Raw genomic sequence first — 19,201 nt, forward strand, 5'->3', positions numbered from 1 at the left:
TTCTAGGCTACCTGGCTGTAACAAAGACGTTACATAGGGCTGGGTAACTGTAGTGGTCGCTCTGTAGGAGCCAGCTTGCTGGCGATGCTTTTAATCCGCTGATCGCCAGCAAGCTGGCTCCTACATGTGAAACATAAGACCTGCGGAATTGGTCCTTAAAACAGTCGCAGCGGCTCTTCATCCAGCGCCGATAGCTGCTCACGCAGGATCAGAATCTGATCGCCCCAGTAACGCTCGCTGCCAAACCAGGGGAAGCTCATGGGGAAGGCCGGGTCGTCCCAGCGGCGCGCTAGCCAGGCGCTGTAATGCATCAGGCGCAGAGCGCGCAGGCCTTCGATCAGTGGCAGTTCGCGCGGGTTGAAGTCGTGAAACTCCTGATAGCCATCCATCAGCTCGGAGAGTTGGCCGAGTCGCTCGTGGCGTTCGCCGGCGAGCATCATCCACAAATCCTGCACGGCTGGGCCCATGCGGCAGTCGTCGAGGTCGACCATATGGAAGGTGTCATCGCGGCACAGCAGGTTGCCGGGGTGGCAATCACCATGTAGTCGGATCGCCTGCACCGGGTTGGCGGCGAACAGCACATCCAGGCGCTTGAGCAGGTCGCGGGCCACCGACTCGTAGGCCGGCAGCAGGCTGCGCGGAATAAAATTGCCATCCAGCAGGGTGGCCAGTGAGGCATGGCCGAAGTTGCTCACCTGCAAGGCTTCGCGGTGGGCGAACGGCTTGAGTGAGCCGACCGCGTGCAGGCGGCCGAGCAACTGGCCGAGGCGGTACAGTTGCTCGAGGTTGCCGGGCTCCGGTGCGCGGCCACCACGGCGCGGGAACAGGGCGAAGCGAAAGCCGGAATAGCTGAACAGGGTTTCGCCATCGCGCACCAGTGGCGCCACCACCGGCACTTCGCACTCGGCCAGTTCGAAGGTGAAGCTGTGCTCTTCGCGAATCGCCTCATCGGTCCAGCGATCGGGGCGATAGAACTTGGCGATCAGCGGCGTTTCGTCCTCGATGCCCACCTGGTAGACGCGGTTTTCATAGCTGTTGAGCGCCAGTACGCGGGCATCGCTGAGGTAGCCGATGCTCTCCACAGCATCCAGCACCAGATCGGGTGTGAGTGCGGCAAATGGATGGGACATGGGCGACTCCGAAACAATTGGCCGCAGAGTGTAGCGCTTATGCATCGGCGGGCGGGATTTGGGCGTGTCAGCGTTCCGTAGGATGTGGTTGAGCGCAGCGATACCCATCACCGCGAATCGGGGTGTCAGTCCGTAGTCTGGATAAGCGCAGCGCAATCCGGGATAGCGCTCCCGGATTGCGCCAAGGCTTATTCGGGCTACAACGGCTGGCTAATCGCCTGGTTTTGGCGTGCGTGCCAGGCAATACACATCAACCCGCGCTGCGCCGGCCTTCTTTAATAGCCGCGCCAGGCTTTCGGCGGTGGCACCGGTGGTCAGCACATCATCGACCAGGGCCACATGCAGGCCGCTCACTGCACTGCCTGGTGCTAGGGCGAAGGCCTTGCGCAGGTTGCGTTTACGTGTGGCTGCATCGAGTTGTTGCTGCGCTGGCGTGTCGATAACCCGCAGCAGCCAATGCGCCTGCTGTGGCACCTGGAGCAAGGTGCTTAACCATTCGCTCAGCATGCCGGCTTGGTTGAAGCCGCGCTGACGTTGGCGTCTGTCGGCCAAGGGCACGGGTAGCAGCAGATCGGGGCGCGGCAGCCCTTCATCAAAAGCATGTTGCAGATGCTGTGACAAAAGCTCGCCGAGCAGACGTCCCATTGGCCACTTGGCCTGATGCTTAAACCGAGTGATCAGGCTGTCGATGGGGAAGGCGTAGCGCCAGGGCACTTCGACCTTGCTAAAGCTCGGCGGCTTTTTCAGGCAGGCCCCGCACACCAGGCCGTGGCTGGGCAGCGGCAGGGCGCAAACCTGGCAATGCCCGCCGAGCCAGGGCAGCTCAGCTTCGCAGCTGGTGCAGATGGCCAGTGCGGCGTCTGCGGCTTCATCGCAGAGCAAACAGATTTGCTTGCTTTTTAACCAGTTGTAAACCAGGTTTTGTGAGTTGGGTTGACAGCGCATACGCCTTCCATAACTATGCCGAACATCCGTGTCGTGCTTGCTGATTCTAGCTAGCAACTGCCAATAACAAGGAATTACCGATGAGCGCAACCACCGCCGCCAACCTGCGTCACGACTGGACTCTTACTGAGGTCAAGGCGCTCTTCGAGCAACCGTTCAACGACCTGCTATTCCAGGCGCAGACCTTGCACCGCGCGCACTTCGACCAGAATCGCGTGCAAGTCTCGACCCTGCTGTCGATCAAGACCGGCGCCTGCCCGGAAGACTGCAAATACTGCCCACAGTCCGGCCACTACAACACCGGCCTGGACAAGCAGAAGCTGATGGAAGTGCAGAAAGTGCTGGAAGCGGCCGCCGAAGCCAAGGCCATCGGCTCCACCCGCTTCTGCATGGGCGCGGCCTGGAAACACCCGTCGGCCAAGGACATGCCTTACGTGCTGAAGATGGTCGAGGGCGTCAAGGCCCTGGGCCTGGAAACCTGCATGACCCTGGGCAAGCTGGACAAGGAGCAGACCCAGGCCCTGGCCGCCGCGGGCCTGGACTACTACAACCACAACCTGGACACCTCGCCGGAGTTCTACGGCAATATCATCACCACCCGCACTTACGGGGAGCGCCTGGAAACCCTGGCCCATGTGCGTGATTCGGGGATGAAGATCTGTTCCGGCGGCATCCTTGGTATGGGCGAGTCGCTGGACGACCGCGCTGGGCTGTTGATTCAGCTGGCCAACCTGCCGGAACACCCGGAGAGCGTGCCGATCAATATGCTGGTCAAGGTCAAAGGCACGCCCCTGGCCGACGAGCAGGACGTCGATCCCTTCGACTTTATCCGCATGCTCGCCGTCGCGCGGATCATGATGCCGCAGTCGCATGTGCGCCTGTCCGCCGGCCGCGAGGCAATGAATGAGCAGATGCAGGCCCTGGCGTTCTTCGCCGGTGCCAACTCAATCTTCTACGGCGAAAAACTGCTGACCACCGCCAACCCACAAGCCGGCAAGGATATGCAGCTGTTCGCCCGCCTCGGCATCAAGCCGGAAGAACGTCAGGAGCATGCCGACGAAGTGCACCAGGCGGCCATTGAGCAGGCATTGGTCGAACAGCGCGATTCCAAGCTGTTCTATAACGCCGCTTCGGCCTAAACCGCTGTTTATGTAGGAGCCAGCTTGCTGGCGATCTCGTTTTCCGCTGATCGCCAGCAAGCTGGCTCCTACAGGGTATGCATATGCCTTTCGATCTATCCACTCGCCTCGCCGAGCGCCGTGCCGCCAATCTCTATCGCCAGCGGCCCCTACTTGAATCACCGCAGGGGCCGCTGGTGACTGTTGATGGTCATCAGCTGCTGGCCTTTTGTTCCAATGACTACCTGGGCCTGGCCAATCACCCGCAGGTGATCGAAGCCTGGCGCGCCGGTGCTGAGAAATGGGGCGTGGGTGGCGGCGCATCACACCTGGTGATCGGCCACAGCGCGCCGCACCATGAGCTGGAAGAAGCACTCGCCGAATTCACCGGGCGGGCACGGGCACTGCTGTTTTCCACCGGCTATATGGCCAATCTCGGCGCAGTCACCGCGCTGGTGGGGCAGGGCGATAGCGTGCTGGAGGATCGCCTTAACCATGCATCCTTGCTGGATGCTGGCCTGCTCAGTGGCGCGCGGTTTTCTCGTTATCTGCATAACGACCCGGTGAGTCTGGCCAACCGCTTGCGCAAGGTCATGGGCAATACCCTGATTGTTACCGACGGTGTATTCAGCATGGACGGTGACCTGGCCGACTTGCCATCACTGTGCGCCGAAGCGCGCCGCGCCAATGCCTGGGTGATGGTCGATGATGCCCATGGCTTCGGCCCACTGGGCGCAACTGGCGGCGGTATCGTCGAGCACTTCGGTCTAGGCGTCGACGATGTGCAGGTGCTGGTCGGCACCCTAGGCAAGGCTTTTGGTACGGCCGGCGCCTTTGTTGCTGGCAGTGAAGAGCTGATCGAAACCCTGGTGCAGTTCGCCCGGCCCTATATCTACACCACGAGCCAGCCACCGGCCCTGGCCTGCGCCACCCTGAAAAGCCTGGAATTGCTGCGCAGTGAGCACTGGCGGCGTGAGCACTTAAATACGCTGATCAAGCGTTTCCGCGAAGGTGCCCAGGCTATCGGCCTGGAGCTGATGGACAGCGCCACGCCGATTCAGCCGATCCTGATCGGCGACAGCGGCCGCGCTATGCAGCTGTCACAGATGCTGCGTGAACGCGGCTTGCTGGTCACCGCCATTCGCCCGCCGACTGTGCCGGCTGGTAGCGCCCGTCTGCGCGTGACCCTGTCCGCCGCCCATAGCCTGGAGCAGCTGGAGCTGTTGCTGGAAGCCCTGGCCGAGTGCTGGCCGTTGCTCACTGGTGAGACTGCTGCCCATGCGTGATCGGCTGATTCTGTTGCCCGGCTGGGGCCTTGGCACTGAGCCGCTTGAGCCTCTGGCTGCGGCCTTGCGCGGTCTCGATCCACGCCTACATGTGGAAATCGAGCCGCTGCCTTTATTGAACTCCAGCGACCCGGCCGACTGGCTGGATGAATTGGACGCCAACCTGCCACAGGACGCCTGGCTCGGCGGCTGGTCCCTCGGCGGCATGTTTGCCGCTGAACTGGCGGCGCGCCGTGGTGAGCGTTGCAGTGGCCTGCTGACATTGGCCAGCAACCTGCGCTTTGTCGCCGAGCCAAGCTGGCCAGCGGCTATGCCTGCCGAGACGTTTAATGCCTTCCGTCAGGGCTGCGTCGCCGATGCGGCCACCACCCTCAAGCGGTTTGCTCTGCTCTGCTCCCAGGGGGCGGTGGATGCCCGTGGCCTGTCGCGGCAGTTGTTGGCGGCTGCACCGCAGCAGCAAACCGCTGCTTTGCTGGCTGGGCTGGGCTTACTTGCGACCCTGGATACGCGGGCGGCGCTGCAGGCCTTTGTCGGCCCGCAATTGCACCTGTTCGCCGGTCACGATGCTCTGGTTCCGGCGAGCGCCGCGCAGGCCTTGCTGGCGCTGTTGCCGGATGTCGAGATCGGTTTGATCGACAACGCTAGCCACGCCTTTGCCCTAGAACGGCCCCATGAGATTGCCGCAGCGATTCAGGCCTTTCTGCATGAGGCCGGCGATGACTGATCTTGCCTTTGACCCGTTAAGCGGCCTGCCGGATAAACGTCAGGTGGCTGCGTCGTTTTCCCGCGCCGCTGAAAGCTACGACAGCGTCGCAGCCCTGCAGCGCAATGTCGGCCAGCAGTTGCTAGGTCAGTTGCCCGCAGCCATTACGCCTGAGCGCTGGTTGGATCTAGGTTGCGGCACCGGCTACTTCAGCCGCGCCCTGGGCGAGCGTTTTCCGGCGAGCCAGGGATTGGCCCTGGATATCGCCGAAGGCATGTTGCGCCACGCTCGGCCACTGGGCGGTGCGCAGCAGTTTATTGCCGGCGATGCCGAGCGCTTGCCGCTGCAAGGCGCGTCCTGCGACCTGGTTTTTTCCAGCTTGGCGTTGCAGTGGTGTGCGGATTTTTCCGCCGTGCTTAGCGAAGCCGCTCGCGTGCTTAGGCCCGGCGGCGTGCTGGCCTTTAGCAGTCTATGTGTCGGCACCCTGCAGGAGCTGCGCGATAGCTGGCAGGCGGTGGATGGCTTTGTCCACGTCAACCGCTTCCGCCGTTTTGAGGATTACCAGCGCCTGTGCGGCGACAGTGGGCTAGCGCTGCTCAGCCTGCAAACCACGCCTGAAACGCTTTATTACCCGGATGTGCGCAGCCTGACCCATGAGTTGAAGGCTCTCGGCGCCCACAACCTCAACCCTGGCCGGCCCGGCGGCCTGACCGGGCGTGCGCGCATGCTGGCGCTGCTCAAGGCCTATGAACAGTTTCGCCAACCGCAAGGTCTGCCGGCGACCTATCAGGTGGTTTACGGCGTATTGCGTAAGGATATGTCCTAGATGAGCGCTGCTTTTTTCGTTACCGGAACCGATACAGAAATCGGTAAAACCACCGTTGCTGCGGGTTTGCTGCACGCCGCACGAATGGCGGGCTTGTCGACTGCTGCGGCCAAACCGGTGGCTTCTGGCTGTGCGCGCACAGCGGACGGCCTGCGTAACGACGACGCCCTCGCGCTGCTCGGCGAATGCACCCTGGCGCTGCATTATGAGGAGGTCAATCCACTGGCCTTTGAGCCGGCGATTGCCCCGCATCTGGCCGCGCGCGAGGTGGGTGTATTGCTGGATGTTGCCGCGCTGCAGGGGCCGGTGCAGGCCATTCTGAACAAGCAGGCGGACCTGACCTTGGTCGAAGGCGCGGGCGGTTGGCGCGTGCCACTGGCCGGGCAAGCGACGTTGTCGGACCTTGCGATTGCCCTGCAGTTGCCGGTGATTCTGGTGGTCGGCGTGCGTCTAGGCTGCATCAATCAGGCTGTGCTCACGGCCGAGGCGATCCTGCGCGACGGCCTGCCGCTGGCCGGCTGGGTGGCCAATCTGGTCGATCCGCAGACCTCGCGCCTTGAAGACAATTTGGCCACTCTGGCCGAGCGCCTGCCTGCGCCTTGCCTGGGCTATGTGCCGCGCCTGGCCGAAGCCACGCCGGCTGCGGTTTCTGGCTATCTCAATCTCGGTTTATTACACCGCGCGCTATAAGCAGGCCAAGTGCCATAGCCTTTTGCTTGTACGTTTTTCGAGCAATTTCTGCTTCAATTGAAATGTTAGTGGTTGCCATAGCGGGAGCTTGAGCATGGAAATTTCTGGAAGTGCCTTCAACTCGGGCATCAGCACCATTCAGTCCGGCCAGCGTCGGGTCGATCAGGCTGCGGCGGATATCGCCAGCAACGCGCTGGGTCCGCAACCGCAGCCAGCTTCTGCGCCGCCGGCCAATCAGGTCAACCCTGCGCCAAGCTCAGCCGAGCAAGCTCGCCCCGATCTGGCGGAAAGTCTGGTTGCCCTGCGCCAAGGTCAGAATGAGGCAGAAGCGGGTGCCAAGGTGGTGAAAACTGCCGATGAAGTGCTCGGTACTCTGATCGATACAACAGCTTGATACGCTTGCCCCGAGCGTAATCCGGCCCTGTTGCGGAGTATTAGCAGTCAGGGGCGAGGAGTCATTGCATGCAGATTGGCGGCGCAACGTTTTATCCTGCGCCTGCAGCAACTCTACTGCCGGCTCGGCTTCTTGCGGCCAATGTTTCCCCTGACGTGTCCCCCGATATCACCCGCGCTGCCCAGGCTCCGATAACCGCTGCTCAGCCGCTGGCCGATGAGCAATCAGCTTCCTCGCGTGAAGAAGCTGATAAACCTGCCGACGCCTCGGCCAATCCCGATAAAGCCAAAAGTCGCGAAGGCGAACCCAATCCGCAGCAGCAACGCCTCGAGCAACTGGAAATCGCCAAGCTGGTCAGCCGTGATCAGGAAGTGCGTACCCACGAGCAGGCGCATGCTGCTGTCGGTGGGCGCTATGCCGGTGCGCCGAGTTACACCTACGAGCGCGGCCCGGATGGCAAACGCTATGCGGTAGGCGGTGAGGTGGGCATCGACGCCAGCCCGATCCCGAGCGACCCCGAAGCCACCCTGCGCAAGATGGAGGTGGTGATCCGCGCAGCCCTGGCGCCCGCCGAGCCATCGGCGCAGGACCGTCAGGTGGCAGCGCAAGCCCAGGCGCAAATGGCCGAGGCACGCGCCCAGTTGGCGCAGCAACAGAGCAGTGAGGCGCAGGCCGCCAGTGAAGCGCGTACCGAGCAGCGAAAAAAGGCGGAGGAAGAGGAGGCGGCTGAAAAGGAGAAATCCACCGCGCCCGTTCAGCAGGACCTGCCGCCACCACCTAGTCTTGATCTGTACAAGCAGCTCAGTGGTTTGCAGGCGCCAGCCCCGGTTATCGATCTGGTGGCCTGAGCGGCGCTTGGGGTGCTTGACATTAAATAGGCATAAACGTATGTTTCAAACGCTTGTTTGATTAGCTCGGTTGCCAAGGGGCAGGCGAGCGCCGGGATTGCTCCCGAAACTGACCGAATATCCGGTCACCTACACACTAAGAATCCACCGCAGAGGTTAACCGCTATGCCTGATTACAAGGCCCCCTTGCGTGATATCCGTTTCGTACGCGACGAACTGCTCGGCTACGAAGCGCATTATCAGAGCCTGCCTGGCTGCCAGGACGCTACTCCGGACATGGTCAGCGCCATCCTTGAAGAAGGCGCCAAGTTCTGTGAGCAAGTGCTTTCGCCACTGAATCGTGTAGGTGACACCGAAGGTTGCACCTGGTCGCCAGAAGGCGTGAAAACCCCTACAGGTTTTAAAGAAGCCTATCAGCAGTATGTTGAAGGCGGCTGGCCGAGCCTGGCGCACGACGCTGACCATGGCGGCCAAGGCCTGCCTGAGTCGCTGGGTCTGGTGCTGAGCGAAATGGTCGGTACCTCGAACTGGTCATGGGGCATGTACCCAGGCCTGTCGCACGGCGCGATGAACACCATTGCTGAGCACGGCACCGACGACCAGAAGCACACCTACCTGACCAAGCTGGTATCCGGCGAGTGGACTGGCACCATGTGCCTGACCGAGCCGCATTGCGGTACCGACCTGGGCATGCTGCGCACCAAAGCTGAGCCGCAGGCCGATGGCACCTACAAAGTGTCCGGCACTAAGATCTTTATCTCGGCTGGTGAACACGACATGGCCGATAACATCGTCCATATCGTACTGGCACGCCTGCCCGACGCGCCGCAAGGCACCAAAGGCATCTCGCTGTTTATCGTGCCGAAATTCTCGGTCGGTGCTGACGGCAGCACAGGTTCGCGTAACGCCGTTTCCTGTGGCTCGATCGAGCACAAGATGGGTATCCACGGTAACGCCACCTGCGTGATGAACTTTGATGGCGCCACCGGTTACCTGATCGGCCCAGCCAACAAAGGTCTGAACTGCATGTTCACCTTTATGAACACGGCTCGTCTGGGTACTGCTCTGCAAGGTCTGGCTCACGCTGAAGCCGGCTTCCAGGGTGGCCTGAAGTACGCCCGTGAGCGTCTGCAGATGCGTTCTTTGACTGGCCCGAAAGCGCCGGATAAAGCTGCTGACCCGATCATCGTCCATCCGGACGTACGTCGCATGCTGCTGACCATGAAAGCTTTCGCTGAAGGCAACCGTGCGATGGTGTACTTCACTGCCAAGCAGGTCGACATCGTTAAGTACAGCCAGGACGAAGCCGAGAAGAAAGCTGCAGACGAACTGCTGGCCTTCCTCACCCCAATCGCCAAAGCGTTCATGACCGAAGTCGGCTTCGAAGCGGCCAACCACGGCATGCAGATCTATGGTGGCCATGGCTTTATCGCCGAGTGGGGCATGGAGCAGAACGTTCGTGACTGCCGTATCTCCATGATGTACGAAGGCACCACCGGTATTCAGGCCCTCGACCTGCTGGGTCGTAAGATTCTGATGACCCAGGGCGGCGCGCTGAAGAACTTCACCAAGATCGTGCACAAGTTCTGCCAGACCAACGAATCCAACGAAGCCATCAAAGGTCTCGTTGAGCCGCTGGCCAAGCTGAACAAAGAGTGGGGCGACATCACCATGAAAGTGGGCATGGCCGCGATGAAGGACCGTGAAGAAGTCGGTGCCGCTTCGGTGGACTACCTGATGTATTCCGGTTATGCCTGCCTGGCTTACTTCTGGGCCGACATGGCTCGCCTGGCTGCCGAGAAGATTGCTGCCGGTGCTGAAGACGAGGCGTTCTACAAAGCCAAGCTGCAGACCGCCAACTTCTACTTCGCCCGTATTCTGCCGCGTACCCGTACGCACGTAGAGGCGATGCTGTCTGGCGCCAACAACCTGATGGACATGAACGAAGAACACTTCGCTCTGGGCTACTAAGCCTTAGTCCCTTTAGGTCAAAAAAACCGCTGCCCCTTGGGGTGGCGGTTTTTTTATGTCCGCCATCCCTGGCGGCCACCCTTCGGGCCGTCGCTACGCGACGTTAAAAACTGTTCCAGACAGTTTTTTGAGGCGAATAAAAAGTCCCCTGCAAATTGTCGATTTGCCTGGCATGTTCCGTGCGAAATGTTCTCGTTGCAGGCAAACTGCGCGGCGTTATCTACTTTTTATCGCTGCGTGGAACCCGTCTTGTCGCGTCTTGCTGCTGTGCGCTTCAGTCATTTTCTGCCTTCGCTGCTGCTTCTGTTCGGCGGCTTGCTGTTGTCGCAGCTGGCGCAGCTGAGCGAGTTTTTCACCTCGCTGTTCAATGTACTGCCCACTCTGCTGCTGTTGCTCGGCGGCGCGTTCTGCCTGGTGTATGGTCGCCAGCGCGAAGTGTTTCTGCTGCTGACGCTGTACCTCGGTTACTTCCTGCTCGACACCCAGGTTGATCATTTTCGCGCTACAGGGCAGGTGCGCAGCGATGCGGCGCTGATCTTTCATCTGTGCAGCCTGTTATTGCCGCTGCTCTACAGCCTTTACGCCGCCTGGCAGGAGCGTACCCATCTGCTGCAGGACTTGATCGCCCGCGCGGCCGTGCTGCTCGCGGTCGGTGCGGTGGCGGTTGGCTTGGCGCAGCGCTTTCCCGAGGCGTTGCTGCACTGGCTATCGCGGGTGCGCTGGCCGGCGCTGCAGGTCGAGTGGCTGGCGTTGGTGCAGCTGGCCTATCCGGTGTTTATCCTTGGCCTGATTCTGCTGGCGGTGCAGTACCTGCGCGCGCCACGGCCGTTGCATGCAGCGCAGTGGCTGGGGTTGTGCGGCCTGCTGTGGATGCTGCCGAACACCTTTATCCTGCCCAATGCACTGAATGTGATGAGCAGCCAGATCATGTTGATCCTGGTCGCTGCGGTGGCGCATGAGGCCTATCAGATGGCCTTTCGCGATGAGCTTACCGGCCTGCCGGGGCGGCGCGCTTTGAATGAGCGGCTGCAGCGTCTGGGCCGCAGTTATGTGATCGCCATGGCTGACGTTGATCACTTCAAGAAATTCAACGACACCCACGGCCACGATGTTGGTGATCAGGTGCTGCGCCTGGTCGCCGCTCAGCTGCGCAAGATCGGCGGTGGAGGCAAGGCCTATCGCTATGGCGGCGAGGAATTCACCCTGGTGTTCCCCGGCAAGACGCTTGAGGAATGCCTGCCGCATCTGGAACTGATACGCCAGGCCATCGAGACCTATCGCATCCAGCTGCGTGATAAACAGCAGCGCCCCCGGGACGATAAGCAGGGCAGGGCGCGGCGGGTCGGTAGCGCGGCCAATCAGGTGTCGGTGACGGTCAGCATGGGCGTGGCCGAGCGCGGGCTGGAGCAACGCAGCCCGGAAGAGGTGCTCAAGGCCGCCGACCAGGCGCTGTATAACGCCAAGGGCTCCGGGCGTAACTGTGTGCGCAGTTATGGTCAGCGGCGCGGGGCGGTCAAGCTGGATGCTGCACGGGGTTAAGACCGCCTGCTAATGGCCGTGTATTTAGCATTCGCATGCTTAATGTTGGTGTAAAGGAATACCCCGATTTTTAGCTGACGCAGATACCGCCTGAGCATGTTGGCCTGGCCGGCGGTGCGTGCCTGTAAAGGCCCGTCATTTGGCGATTTTTTACTGTATGTGACAGGTTGAATAGATGATGACCTGCTGGTCTGTACGCGACGCTATGGGTCTAAAAAGTTGTTCGGTTAGACTCCCTGCACATCTTTACATCTGCTGATCGACCGAGGATTTTCCCCATGGCTGACTACAAAGCTCCCCTGCGCGATATGCGCTTCGTGCTCAATGAAGTGTTTGAAGTTTCCAAGCTGTGGGCCCAGTTGCCGGCCCTGGCTGAAGTGGTCGATGAAGAAACCGCGGCGGCCATTCTTGAAGAGGCCGGCAAGGTCACCGCAGGCACCATCGCGCCGCTCAATCGCAGTGGCGATGAAGAAGGCTGCAGCTGGAGCAACGGCTCGGTGAAAACCCCAGCGGGCTTCCCGGATGCCTATAAAACCTACGCCGAAGGCGGCTGGGTGGGCGTCGGTGGCGATCCGCTGTTCGGCGGCATGGGTATGCCCAAGGCGATCTCGGCCCAGGTCGAGGAAATGGTCAACTCGGCCAACCTGTCGTTCGGCCTGTACCCGATGCTGACCGCCGGCGCCTGCCTGTCGATCAACGCCCACGCCAGCGAAGAGCTGAAAGAAAAATACCTGCCGAACATGTATTCCGGCGTTTGGGCCGGCTCCATGTGCCTGACCGAGCCCCATGCCGGTACTGACCTGGGCATCATTCGCACCAAGGCCGAGCCCCAGGCTGACGGTAGCTTCAAGATCTCTGGCACCAAGATCTTTATCACCGGTGGTGAGCACGACCTGACCGAGAACATCATCCACCTGGTACTGGCCAAGCTGCCGGATGCCCCAGCGGGCCCGAAAGGTATTTCGCTGTTCCTGGTGCCGAAGTTTATGGTCAATACAGACGGTTCCCTGGGCGAGCAGAACAGCCTGTCCTGCGGCTCTATCGAACACAAGATGGGCATCAAGGCCTCGGCCACCTGCGTGATGAACTTCGACGGCGCCACTGGCTGGATCGTCGATGCGCCGAACAAAGGCCTCGCCGCCATGTTCACCATGATGAACTACGAGCGCCTGGGCGTTGGCATTCAGGGCCTGTCCCTGGGGGAACGCAGCTACCAGAACGCCGTGGAGTACGCCCGCGACCGTATCCAGAGCCGCGCGCCGACCGGCCCGGTAGCCAAAGATAAGGCCGCCGACCCGATCATCGTGCACCCGGACGTGCGCCGCATGCTGCTGACCATGAAAGCGCTGAACGAAGGCGGCCGTGCCTTCTCCAGTTACGTGGCTATGCAACTCGACACCGCCAAGTTCAGCGAAGACGCCGCAGTGCGCAAGCGCGCGGAAGAGCTGGTTGCCCTGCTGACCCCGGTAGCCAAAGCCTTCCTCACCGATATGGCGCTGGAAACCACCGTACACGGCCAGCAGATCTTTGGCGGCCACGGCTTTATCCGTGAGTGGGGCCAGGAGCAGCTGATTCGCGACTGCCGCATCACCCAGATCTACGAAGGCACTAACGGTATCCAGGCGCTCGATCTGGTCGGCCGTAAAGTGGTTGGCAGCGGCGGTGCGTTCTACAAGCACTTCGCCGAAGAGATCAAAACCTTCACCGACAGCGCCGACGCCTCGCTCTCCGAGTTCGTTAATCCGCTGAAAGAGGCCATCGCCAATCTGGAAGTGATGACCGCCGATTTGCTGGAACGCGCCAAGGCCAACCCGAACGAAGTCGGCGCCGCCTCGGTCGAGTACCTGCAGGTGTTCGGTTACACCGCCTACGCCTATATGTGGGCCCTGATGGCGCGCACCGCGCTGGCCAAGCAGGATCAGGACGAGTTCTACGTCAGCAAGCTGGGCACCGCGCGCTTCTTCTTCGCCCGCCTGCTGCCGCGTATCCACTCGCTGACTGCTTCGGTCAAGGCCGGTAGCGAGTCGCTGTACCTGCTGGATGCTGCGCAGTTCTAAACGCTGTTTGGCAATAACAAAACCCCGGCCTTGTGCCGGGGTTTTGCGTTTTGGCGCCCTGAATATGCGGTTAAGCAGAGCGGAGCGCCGAGCGCTTTCGTCTTATTTGTATAGTCATTTGATGGGTCTAGGTTGAATTTATGGGTTTTTAGGTTTATTTGTATATACAAATAGAGCGGAACCCTTCCTATGACCCAGTCAGTCTCCATCCAGCTATGGCGTGATCTTGTTCTGTTTGATGGCGAGCAGACATGCCCGCAGCCCATGGCGTTGTGGGTGCAAGACGGACGCGTCGCCGGGTTGTGCCCGGAGGCCGATTTCGATGCGCCTGCGCTGGCCGATGCTGTTGAGGTGGGTCGCGGCGGGGTAATGACCCCCGGCTTGGTGGATTGCCACAGCCATCTGGTCTACGCCGGCAACCGCGCCGCTGAATTCGAGCAGCGCCTCGAAGGTGTCAGCTACGCCGAAATCGCCAAAGCTGGCGGCGGCATTCTCAGCACCGTACGCGCCACTCGCGCGGCCAGCGAGGACGAGTTGCTGGCGCAGAGCTTGCCACGCCTGCAGGCGCTGCTGGACGACGGCGTCACCACCCTGGAAATCAAATCCGGCTATGGCTTGACTGTCGAAGATGAGCTGAAGATGCTGCGCGTCGCTCGCCGCCTGGGCGAATTGCTGCCGCTGCGCATCACCACCACCCTGCTCGGCGCCCATGCCTTGCCGCCGGAATTTGCCGACGACAGCGACGGTTATATCGCCCTGGTGTGCAACGAGATGATCCCGGCGGCCGTGGCCGAAGGCCTGGTCGATGCGGTGGATGTGTTCTGCGAAAACATCGCCTTTAGTCCGGCGCAGTGCGAGTTGGTGTTCCAGGCTGCGCAACGCCACGGCCTGCCGATCAAGGTGCACGCTGAGCAGCTGTCCAACCAGGGTGCCAGTGCCCTGGCCGCTCGTTATCAGGGCCTCTCGGCCGACCATATCGAGTTTCTTGATGAGGCCGGGGTGCAGGACATGGCCGCCGCTGGCACCGTGGCCACCCTGCTGCCGGGGGCCTTTTATACCCTGCGCGAGACCCAGCTGCCGCCTATCGCGCTGCTGCGCCAGCATAAAGTGCCGATGGCCTTGGCCAGCGATGCCAACCCCGGCACTTCGCCGATCTGCTTTCCGACCTTGACCCTCAACCTGGCTTGCACCTTGTTCCGCCTGACCCCGCGTGAAGCCCTGGCCGGTATGACCGCCCATGCCGCCCGCGCCCTCGGCCGCCCGGATCTTGGGCGGGTCGAAGTTGGTGCTCCCGCCGACCTGTGCCTGTGGGATGTGCAGCAACCCGCCGAGCTGGCCTATGCGGTGCAGCCCGGTCGGTTGCGCCAGCGCATCTTCAACGGCGTTATCAGCTACCGCAAAGAGGCCAACAGCCATGCACGCTGATCGCAACTCCATGGATATTTGGCAGGGCCGCGTCGACCCGGAAGCCGACAGCCCGCGCTGGCATCAGCGCATTCAGGCGCTAAGCGCGGACAGCCAGCCCGGCGTGGCCCTGCTCGGTTTCGCCAGCGACGAAGGCGTGCGCCGAAACCATGGCCGCGTGGGCGCGGTAAATGGCCCTCGGGCCATGCGCAAGGCGCTGGCCAATCTGGCCTGGCACCGTAGTGGCGTGGCCTATGACGCCGGTGATGTGCTGTGCGCCGACGGCGATCTGGAAAGCGCCCAGGCGCGCCTCGGCGCAAACGTTTGCGCGCTGCTGGATGCCGGGCATTTGCCGATTGTGTTGGGCGGTGGCCATGAGGTGGCCTTCGGCAGCTGGCAAGGTATTGCCGAGCATCTGGCTGGCGGTACTCCGCGTATCGGCATTATCAATTTCGACGCGCATTTCGACCTGCGCGACCCGACCCATGTGCATTCCTCCGGCACGCCCTTCGCACAGATTGCCGAGCAGTGCGCCACCCGTGGCTGGCCGTTCGCCTATGCCTGCCTGGGCGTCAGCCGGGCGAGCAACACCCGCGCCTTGTTCCAGCGCGCCGCCGAGCTGAACGTACTGGTGCGCGAAGACCGTGAGATCCGCGAGGCCAGCCTGGCAGCCATCAGTGCTGAACTGTCGGCCTTTATCGCCGGCTGCGACGCGATCTACCTGACCATCGACATCGACGTACTGCCGGCCTGCGAAGCACCCGGCGTCAGTGCCCCGGCCGCGCGCGGCGTGCCGCTGGCGCTGCTCGAACCGCTGCTGGAAAGCGTGCGCGACAGCGGCAAGCTGCGCCTGATCGACTTGGCCGAACTCAACCCCGAACACGACATCGACAGCCGCACCGCCAAGGTGGCAGCGCGGCTGATCCATCTACTCACCCTGACGCTCTGAAACTGAACCTTATAGCTAACAACAACAGGAGCCCCCATGAGCCTCTTCCGTGACACCGAAATCCGCGCTGCCCGTGGCACCACGCTGACCGCCAAGAGCTGGCTGACCGAAGCGCCGTTGCGCATGCTGATGAACAACCTCGACCCGGAAGTGGCCGAGAACCCCAAGGAGCTGGTGGTGTATGGCGGCATCGGCCGCGCCGCGCGTAACTGGGAATGCTATGACAAGATCGTCGAGGTGCTGACCCGCCTTGAAGACAACCAGACCCTGCTGATTCAATCCGGCAAGCCGGTGGGCGTGTTCGAAACCCACAAGGACGCGCCGCGCGTGCTGCTGGCCAACTCCAACCTGGTGCCGCACTGGGCCACCTGGGAGCACTTCAACGAACTGGATGCCAAGGGTCTGGCCATGTACGGCCAGATGACCGCTGGCAGCTGGATCTATATCGGCAGCCAGGGCATCGTCCAGGGCACCTATGAAACCTTCGTCGAGGCCGGTCGTCAGCATTACGGCGGTAACCTCAAAGGTAAGTGGGTACTGACTGCAGGCCTGGGCGGTATGGGCGGCGCGCAGCCACTGGCCGCCACCCTGGCCGGTGCCTGCTCGCTGAATATCGAGTGTCAGCAGAGCCGCATCGATTTCCGTCTAAAGACCCGTTATGTCGACGAGCAGGCCACGGATCTGGACGATGCCCTGGCGCGCATCGACACGTACTGCCGCGCAGGCCAGGCGGTGTCCATCGCCCTGTGTGGCAACGCCGCCGAGATCCTCCCGGAACTGGTCAAGCGCGGCGTACGCCCGGATATGGTCACCGACCAGACCAGCGCCCACGACCCGCGCCACGGCTACCTGCCAATTGGCTGGAACTGGGACGAGTATGCGGCTCGCGGCAAGACCGAGGAAGCCGTGGTGGTCAAGGCCGCCAAGCAGTCCATGGCCGTGCATGTGCGCGCCATGCTGGCCTTCCAGCAGATGGGCGTACCGACCTTTGACTACGGCAACAATATCCGCCAGATGGCCCTGCAGGAGGGTGTGGATAACGCCTTCGACTTCCCCGGTTTCGTCCCGGCCTATATCCGTCCGCTGTTCTGCCAGGGCATTGGCCCGTTCCGCTGGGTGGCGCTGTCCGGCGACCCCGAGGACATCTACAAAACCGACGCCAAGGTCAAGGAACTGATCCCGGACGACGCCCACCTGCACAACTGGCTGGACATGGCCCGCGAGCGCATCAGCTTCCAGGGCTTGCCGGCGCGTATCTGCTGGGTTGGCCTGAAGGACCGCGCGCGTCTGGCCCAGGCCTTCAATGACATGGTTGCCAGCGGCGAGCTGAAGGCGCCTATCGTGATCGGTCGTGACCACCTCGACTCCGGTTCGGTGGCCAGCCCCAACCGTGAAACCGAGTCGATGATGGACGGCTCCGATGCGGTGTCCGACTGGCCGCTGCTCAACGCCCTGCTGAATACCGCAGGCGGTGCGACCTGGGTGTCGTTGCACCACGGAGGCGGCGTCGGTATGGGCTACTCGCAGCATTCCGGGGTGGTGATCGTCGCCGACGGCACGCCCGAAGCCCGCGCCCGTCTCGGCCGCGTACTGCGCAACGACCCGGGCACCGGGGTGATGCGCCACGCCGATGCTGGTTATGAGATTGCCGTAGAGTGTGCCCGCGAGCAGGGTCTTGATTTGCCGATGATCGCCGCTACCCAAGGAGCCAACGCATGAGCCTGTTTACCCTGACTCCCGGCCAACTGAGCCTGGCCCAGCTGCGCGCCGCCTATCAGGCGCCGCTCACGCTGCGTCTGGATGCCAGCGCCCACGCCGGCATCGAGGCCAGTGTCGCCTGCGTCAATGGCATCGTCGCCGAGGGCCGCACCGCCTATGGCATCAACACCGGTTTCGGCCTGCTGGCCTCGACCCGCATCGCCAATGAAGACCTGGAAAAACTGCAGCGCTCGCTGGTGCTGTCCCACGCCGCCGGCATCGGTGCGCCGCTGGATGACGCCATGGTGCGCCTGATCATGCTGCTCAAGGTCAACAGCCTGGCGCGCGGATTCTCCGGCATCCGCCTGCAAGTCATCGAGGCGCTGATCGCCTTGATCAATGCCGAGGTCTACCCGCATATCCCGCTCAAGGGTTCGGTCGGCGCTTCTGGCGACCTGGCGCCGTTGGCGCATATGTCCCTGGTGCTGCTGGGTGAAAGCCAGGCGCGTTATCGCGGTGAATGGCTGCCGGCGACCGAGGCATTGGCCATCGCCGGTCTACAGCCGATGACCCTGGCCGCCAAGGAAGGCCTGGCGCTGCTCAACGGCACTCAGGTGTCCACTGCCTATGCCTTGCGCGGCTTGTTCGAAGCTGAAGATTTGTTCGCTGCGGCTACCGTTTGCGGCGGCCTGACTGTGGAAGCCGCGCTGGGCTCGCGTGCGCCGTTTGATCCGCGCATCCATGCCGCCCGGGGTCAGCGTGGGCAGATCGACGCGGCAGCTATCTATCGCCACCTGCTCGGTGAGAGCAGCGAAGTCGGTCGCTCCCATGAGGCCTGCGACAAGGTGCAGGACCCGTATTCGCTGCGTTGCCAGCCGCAAGTGATGGGCGCGTGCCTGACCCAGCTGCGCCAGGCCGCCGAGGTGCTGGCGGTGGAAGCCAACGCGGTATCGGATAACCCCCTGGTGTTCGCCGCCGAGGGTGATGTGATTTCCGGCGGTAACTTCCACGCCGAACCCGTGGCCATGGCCGCCGACAATATCGCCCTGGCCATCGCCGAAATCGGCGCACTGAGCGAGCGGCGCACCTCGCTGATGATGGATAAACATATGTCGCAGTTGCCGCCGTTTCTGGTGGCCAATGGCGGGGTCAACTCCGGCTTTATGATCGCCCAGGTCACTGCCGCCGCGTTGGCCAGCGAGAATAAGGCGCTGTCCCACCCGCACAGCGTCGACAGCCTGCCGACCTCGGCGAACCAGGAAGACCACGTATCCATGGCCCCGGCCGCCGGCAAGCGCCTGTGGGAAATGGCCGCCAACACCCGTGGCGTGCTGGCCATCGAATGGCTGGGTGCCTGCCAGGGCCTGGACTTCCGTGAAGGGCTGAAAAGCTCGCCGGCTCTGGAGCAGGCGCGCCAGGCCCTGCGCGCCCAGGTGCCGTACTACGTGGAGGATCGCTTCTTCTCCCCGGACATCGAGGCGGCCAACGCATTGTTGGCTGAACGCGTGCTGACCCCACTGCTACCCAACGGTTTATTGCCGTCGCTGACGTAGGTTGGCGTTGAGCGCAGCGAAGCCCAACAGCGTATGTCGTCCGGCCTGGCTTGGCCGTTGCGCCTGGCATCGCTCGTTGGGCTTCGTCGC

The 19,201-nt window shown here is 62.3% G+C and carries 16 protein-coding genes; 14 read left to right on the top strand and 2 right to left on the bottom strand.

The window, feature by feature from the left end; all coding sequences use genetic code 11:
* Positions 1-155: 155 nt before the first annotated feature.
* Complete coding sequence (locus tag AC0T4W_RS01830) at positions 156-1,130, bottom strand: serine/threonine protein kinase (RefSeq protein ID WP_476315392.1); 975 nt, start codon at positions 1,128-1,130, stop codon at positions 156-158.
* A 210-nt stretch (positions 1,131-1,340) separates the two neighbouring features.
* Entirely contained in the window at positions 1,341-2,075 is a 735-nt protein-coding gene (locus AC0T4W_RS01835; protein WP_476315394.1) for a double zinc ribbon domain-containing protein, read from the bottom strand.
* 80 nt (positions 2,076-2,155) lie between these two features.
* On the opposite strand from AC0T4W_RS01835, the gene bioB reads away from it, so the two are divergent.
* The 14 genes from bioB (at position 2,156) to hutH (ending at position 19,111) form a co-directional block, all read left to right on the top strand.
* Positions 2,156-3,214, top strand: coding sequence for a biotin synthase BioB (gene bioB / locus AC0T4W_RS01840; protein WP_476315397.1), 1,059 nt, complete (start codon positions 2,156-2,158; stop codon positions 3,212-3,214).
* Positions 3,215-3,297: 83 nt separating this feature from the next.
* Positions 3,298-4,479: an 8-amino-7-oxononanoate synthase gene (gene bioF / locus AC0T4W_RS01845; protein ID WP_476315400.1), complete on the top strand. Its 1,182-nt coding sequence runs from the start codon at positions 3,298-3,300 to the stop codon at positions 4,477-4,479.
* Complete coding sequence (locus AC0T4W_RS01850; RefSeq protein ID WP_476315403.1) at positions 4,472-5,203, top strand: alpha/beta fold hydrolase; 732 nt, start codon at positions 4,472-4,474, stop codon at positions 5,201-5,203. The genes bioF and AC0T4W_RS01850 overlap by 8 nt, the downstream gene beginning before the upstream one ends.
* Positions 5,196-6,008: a malonyl-ACP O-methyltransferase BioC gene (gene bioC, locus AC0T4W_RS01855; RefSeq protein ID WP_476315406.1), complete on the top strand. Its 813-nt coding sequence runs from the start codon at positions 5,196-5,198 to the stop codon at positions 6,006-6,008. The genes AC0T4W_RS01850 and bioC overlap by 8 nt, the downstream gene beginning before the upstream one ends.
* Complete coding sequence (bioD, locus tag AC0T4W_RS01860; RefSeq protein WP_476315408.1) at positions 6,009-6,698, top strand: dethiobiotin synthase; 690 nt, start codon at positions 6,009-6,011, stop codon at positions 6,696-6,698.
* A 94-nt stretch (positions 6,699-6,792) separates the two neighbouring features.
* On the top strand, positions 6,793-7,092 hold the full coding sequence (locus tag AC0T4W_RS01865; protein ID WP_476315411.1) for a hypothetical protein: 300 nt from the start codon (positions 6,793-6,795) through the stop codon (positions 7,090-7,092).
* 155 nt (positions 7,093-7,247) lie between these two features.
* Positions 7,248-7,940: a putative metalloprotease CJM1_0395 family protein gene (locus AC0T4W_RS01870; RefSeq protein ID WP_476315414.1), complete on the top strand. Its 693-nt coding sequence runs from the start codon at positions 7,248-7,250 to the stop codon at positions 7,938-7,940.
* Between the two features lie 165 nt (positions 7,941-8,105).
* Positions 8,106-9,911 carry a phenylacyl-CoA dehydrogenase gene (locus AC0T4W_RS01875; protein WP_476315417.1) on the top strand — a complete coding sequence of 602 codons (1,806 nt, stop codon included), beginning with the start codon at positions 8,106-8,108 and terminating at the stop codon, positions 9,909-9,911.
* Between the two features lie 249 nt (positions 9,912-10,160).
* Entirely contained in the window at positions 10,161-11,450 is a 1,290-nt protein-coding gene (locus tag AC0T4W_RS01880; RefSeq protein WP_476315419.1) for a GGDEF domain-containing protein, read from the top strand.
* Between the two features lie 278 nt (positions 11,451-11,728).
* Entirely contained in the window at positions 11,729-13,507 is a 1,779-nt protein-coding gene (locus AC0T4W_RS01885) for an acyl-CoA dehydrogenase C-terminal domain-containing protein (protein ID WP_476315423.1), read from the top strand.
* Between the two features lie 189 nt (positions 13,508-13,696).
* Positions 13,697-14,932, top strand: coding sequence for an imidazolonepropionase (gene hutI / locus AC0T4W_RS01890; protein ID WP_476315426.1), 1,236 nt, complete (start codon positions 13,697-13,699; stop codon positions 14,930-14,932).
* Positions 14,922-15,860, top strand: coding sequence for a formimidoylglutamase (hutG, locus tag AC0T4W_RS01895; RefSeq protein ID WP_476315429.1), 939 nt, complete (start codon positions 14,922-14,924; stop codon positions 15,858-15,860). Before hutI ends, hutG begins: the two co-directional genes overlap by 11 nt.
* A 36-nt stretch (positions 15,861-15,896) precedes the next feature.
* A complete protein-coding gene (gene hutU / locus AC0T4W_RS01900; protein ID WP_476315432.1) occupies positions 15,897-17,579 on the top strand; it encodes a urocanate hydratase in 1,683 nt (560 codons plus the stop codon).
* Positions 17,576-19,111, top strand: a complete 1,536-nt coding sequence (gene hutH, locus AC0T4W_RS01905; protein WP_476315434.1) for a histidine ammonia-lyase — start codon at positions 17,576-17,578, stop codon at positions 19,109-19,111. Before hutU ends, hutH begins: the two co-directional genes overlap by 4 nt.
* Positions 19,112-19,201: the final 90 nt, after the last annotated feature.

This window comes from Pseudomonas sp. C7.1 (genome assembly GCF_056312395.1).

Coding starts and splice junctions, on each gene's coding strand:
- AC0T4W_RS01830 (WP_476315392.1), bottom strand. CDS start 1,130: ATGTCCCATCCATTTGCCGCACTCACACCCGATCTGGTGCTGGATGCT.
- AC0T4W_RS01835 (WP_476315394.1), bottom strand. CDS start 2,075: ATGCGCTGTCAACCCAACTCACAAAACCTGGTTTACAACTGGTTAAAA.
- bioB (WP_476315397.1), top strand. CDS start 2,156: ATGAGCGCAACCACCGCCGCCAACCTGCGTCACGACTGGACTCTTACT.
- bioF (WP_476315400.1), top strand. CDS start 3,298: ATGCCTTTCGATCTATCCACTCGCCTCGCCGAGCGCCGTGCCGCCAAT.
- AC0T4W_RS01850 (WP_476315403.1), top strand. CDS start 4,472: ATGCGTGATCGGCTGATTCTGTTGCCCGGCTGGGGCCTTGGCACTGAG.
- bioC (WP_476315406.1), top strand. CDS start 5,196: ATGACTGATCTTGCCTTTGACCCGTTAAGCGGCCTGCCGGATAAACGT.
- bioD (WP_476315408.1), top strand. CDS start 6,009: ATGAGCGCTGCTTTTTTCGTTACCGGAACCGATACAGAAATCGGTAAA.
- AC0T4W_RS01865 (WP_476315411.1), top strand. CDS start 6,793: ATGGAAATTTCTGGAAGTGCCTTCAACTCGGGCATCAGCACCATTCAG.
- AC0T4W_RS01875 (WP_476315417.1), top strand. CDS start 8,106: ATGCCTGATTACAAGGCCCCCTTGCGTGATATCCGTTTCGTACGCGAC.
- AC0T4W_RS01885 (WP_476315423.1), top strand. CDS start 11,729: ATGGCTGACTACAAAGCTCCCCTGCGCGATATGCGCTTCGTGCTCAAT.
- hutI (WP_476315426.1), top strand. CDS start 13,697: ATGACCCAGTCAGTCTCCATCCAGCTATGGCGTGATCTTGTTCTGTTT.
- hutG (WP_476315429.1), top strand. CDS start 14,922: ATGCACGCTGATCGCAACTCCATGGATATTTGGCAGGGCCGCGTCGAC.
- hutU (WP_476315432.1), top strand. CDS start 15,897: ATGAGCCTCTTCCGTGACACCGAAATCCGCGCTGCCCGTGGCACCACG.
- hutH (WP_476315434.1), top strand. CDS start 17,576: ATGAGCCTGTTTACCCTGACTCCCGGCCAACTGAGCCTGGCCCAGCTG.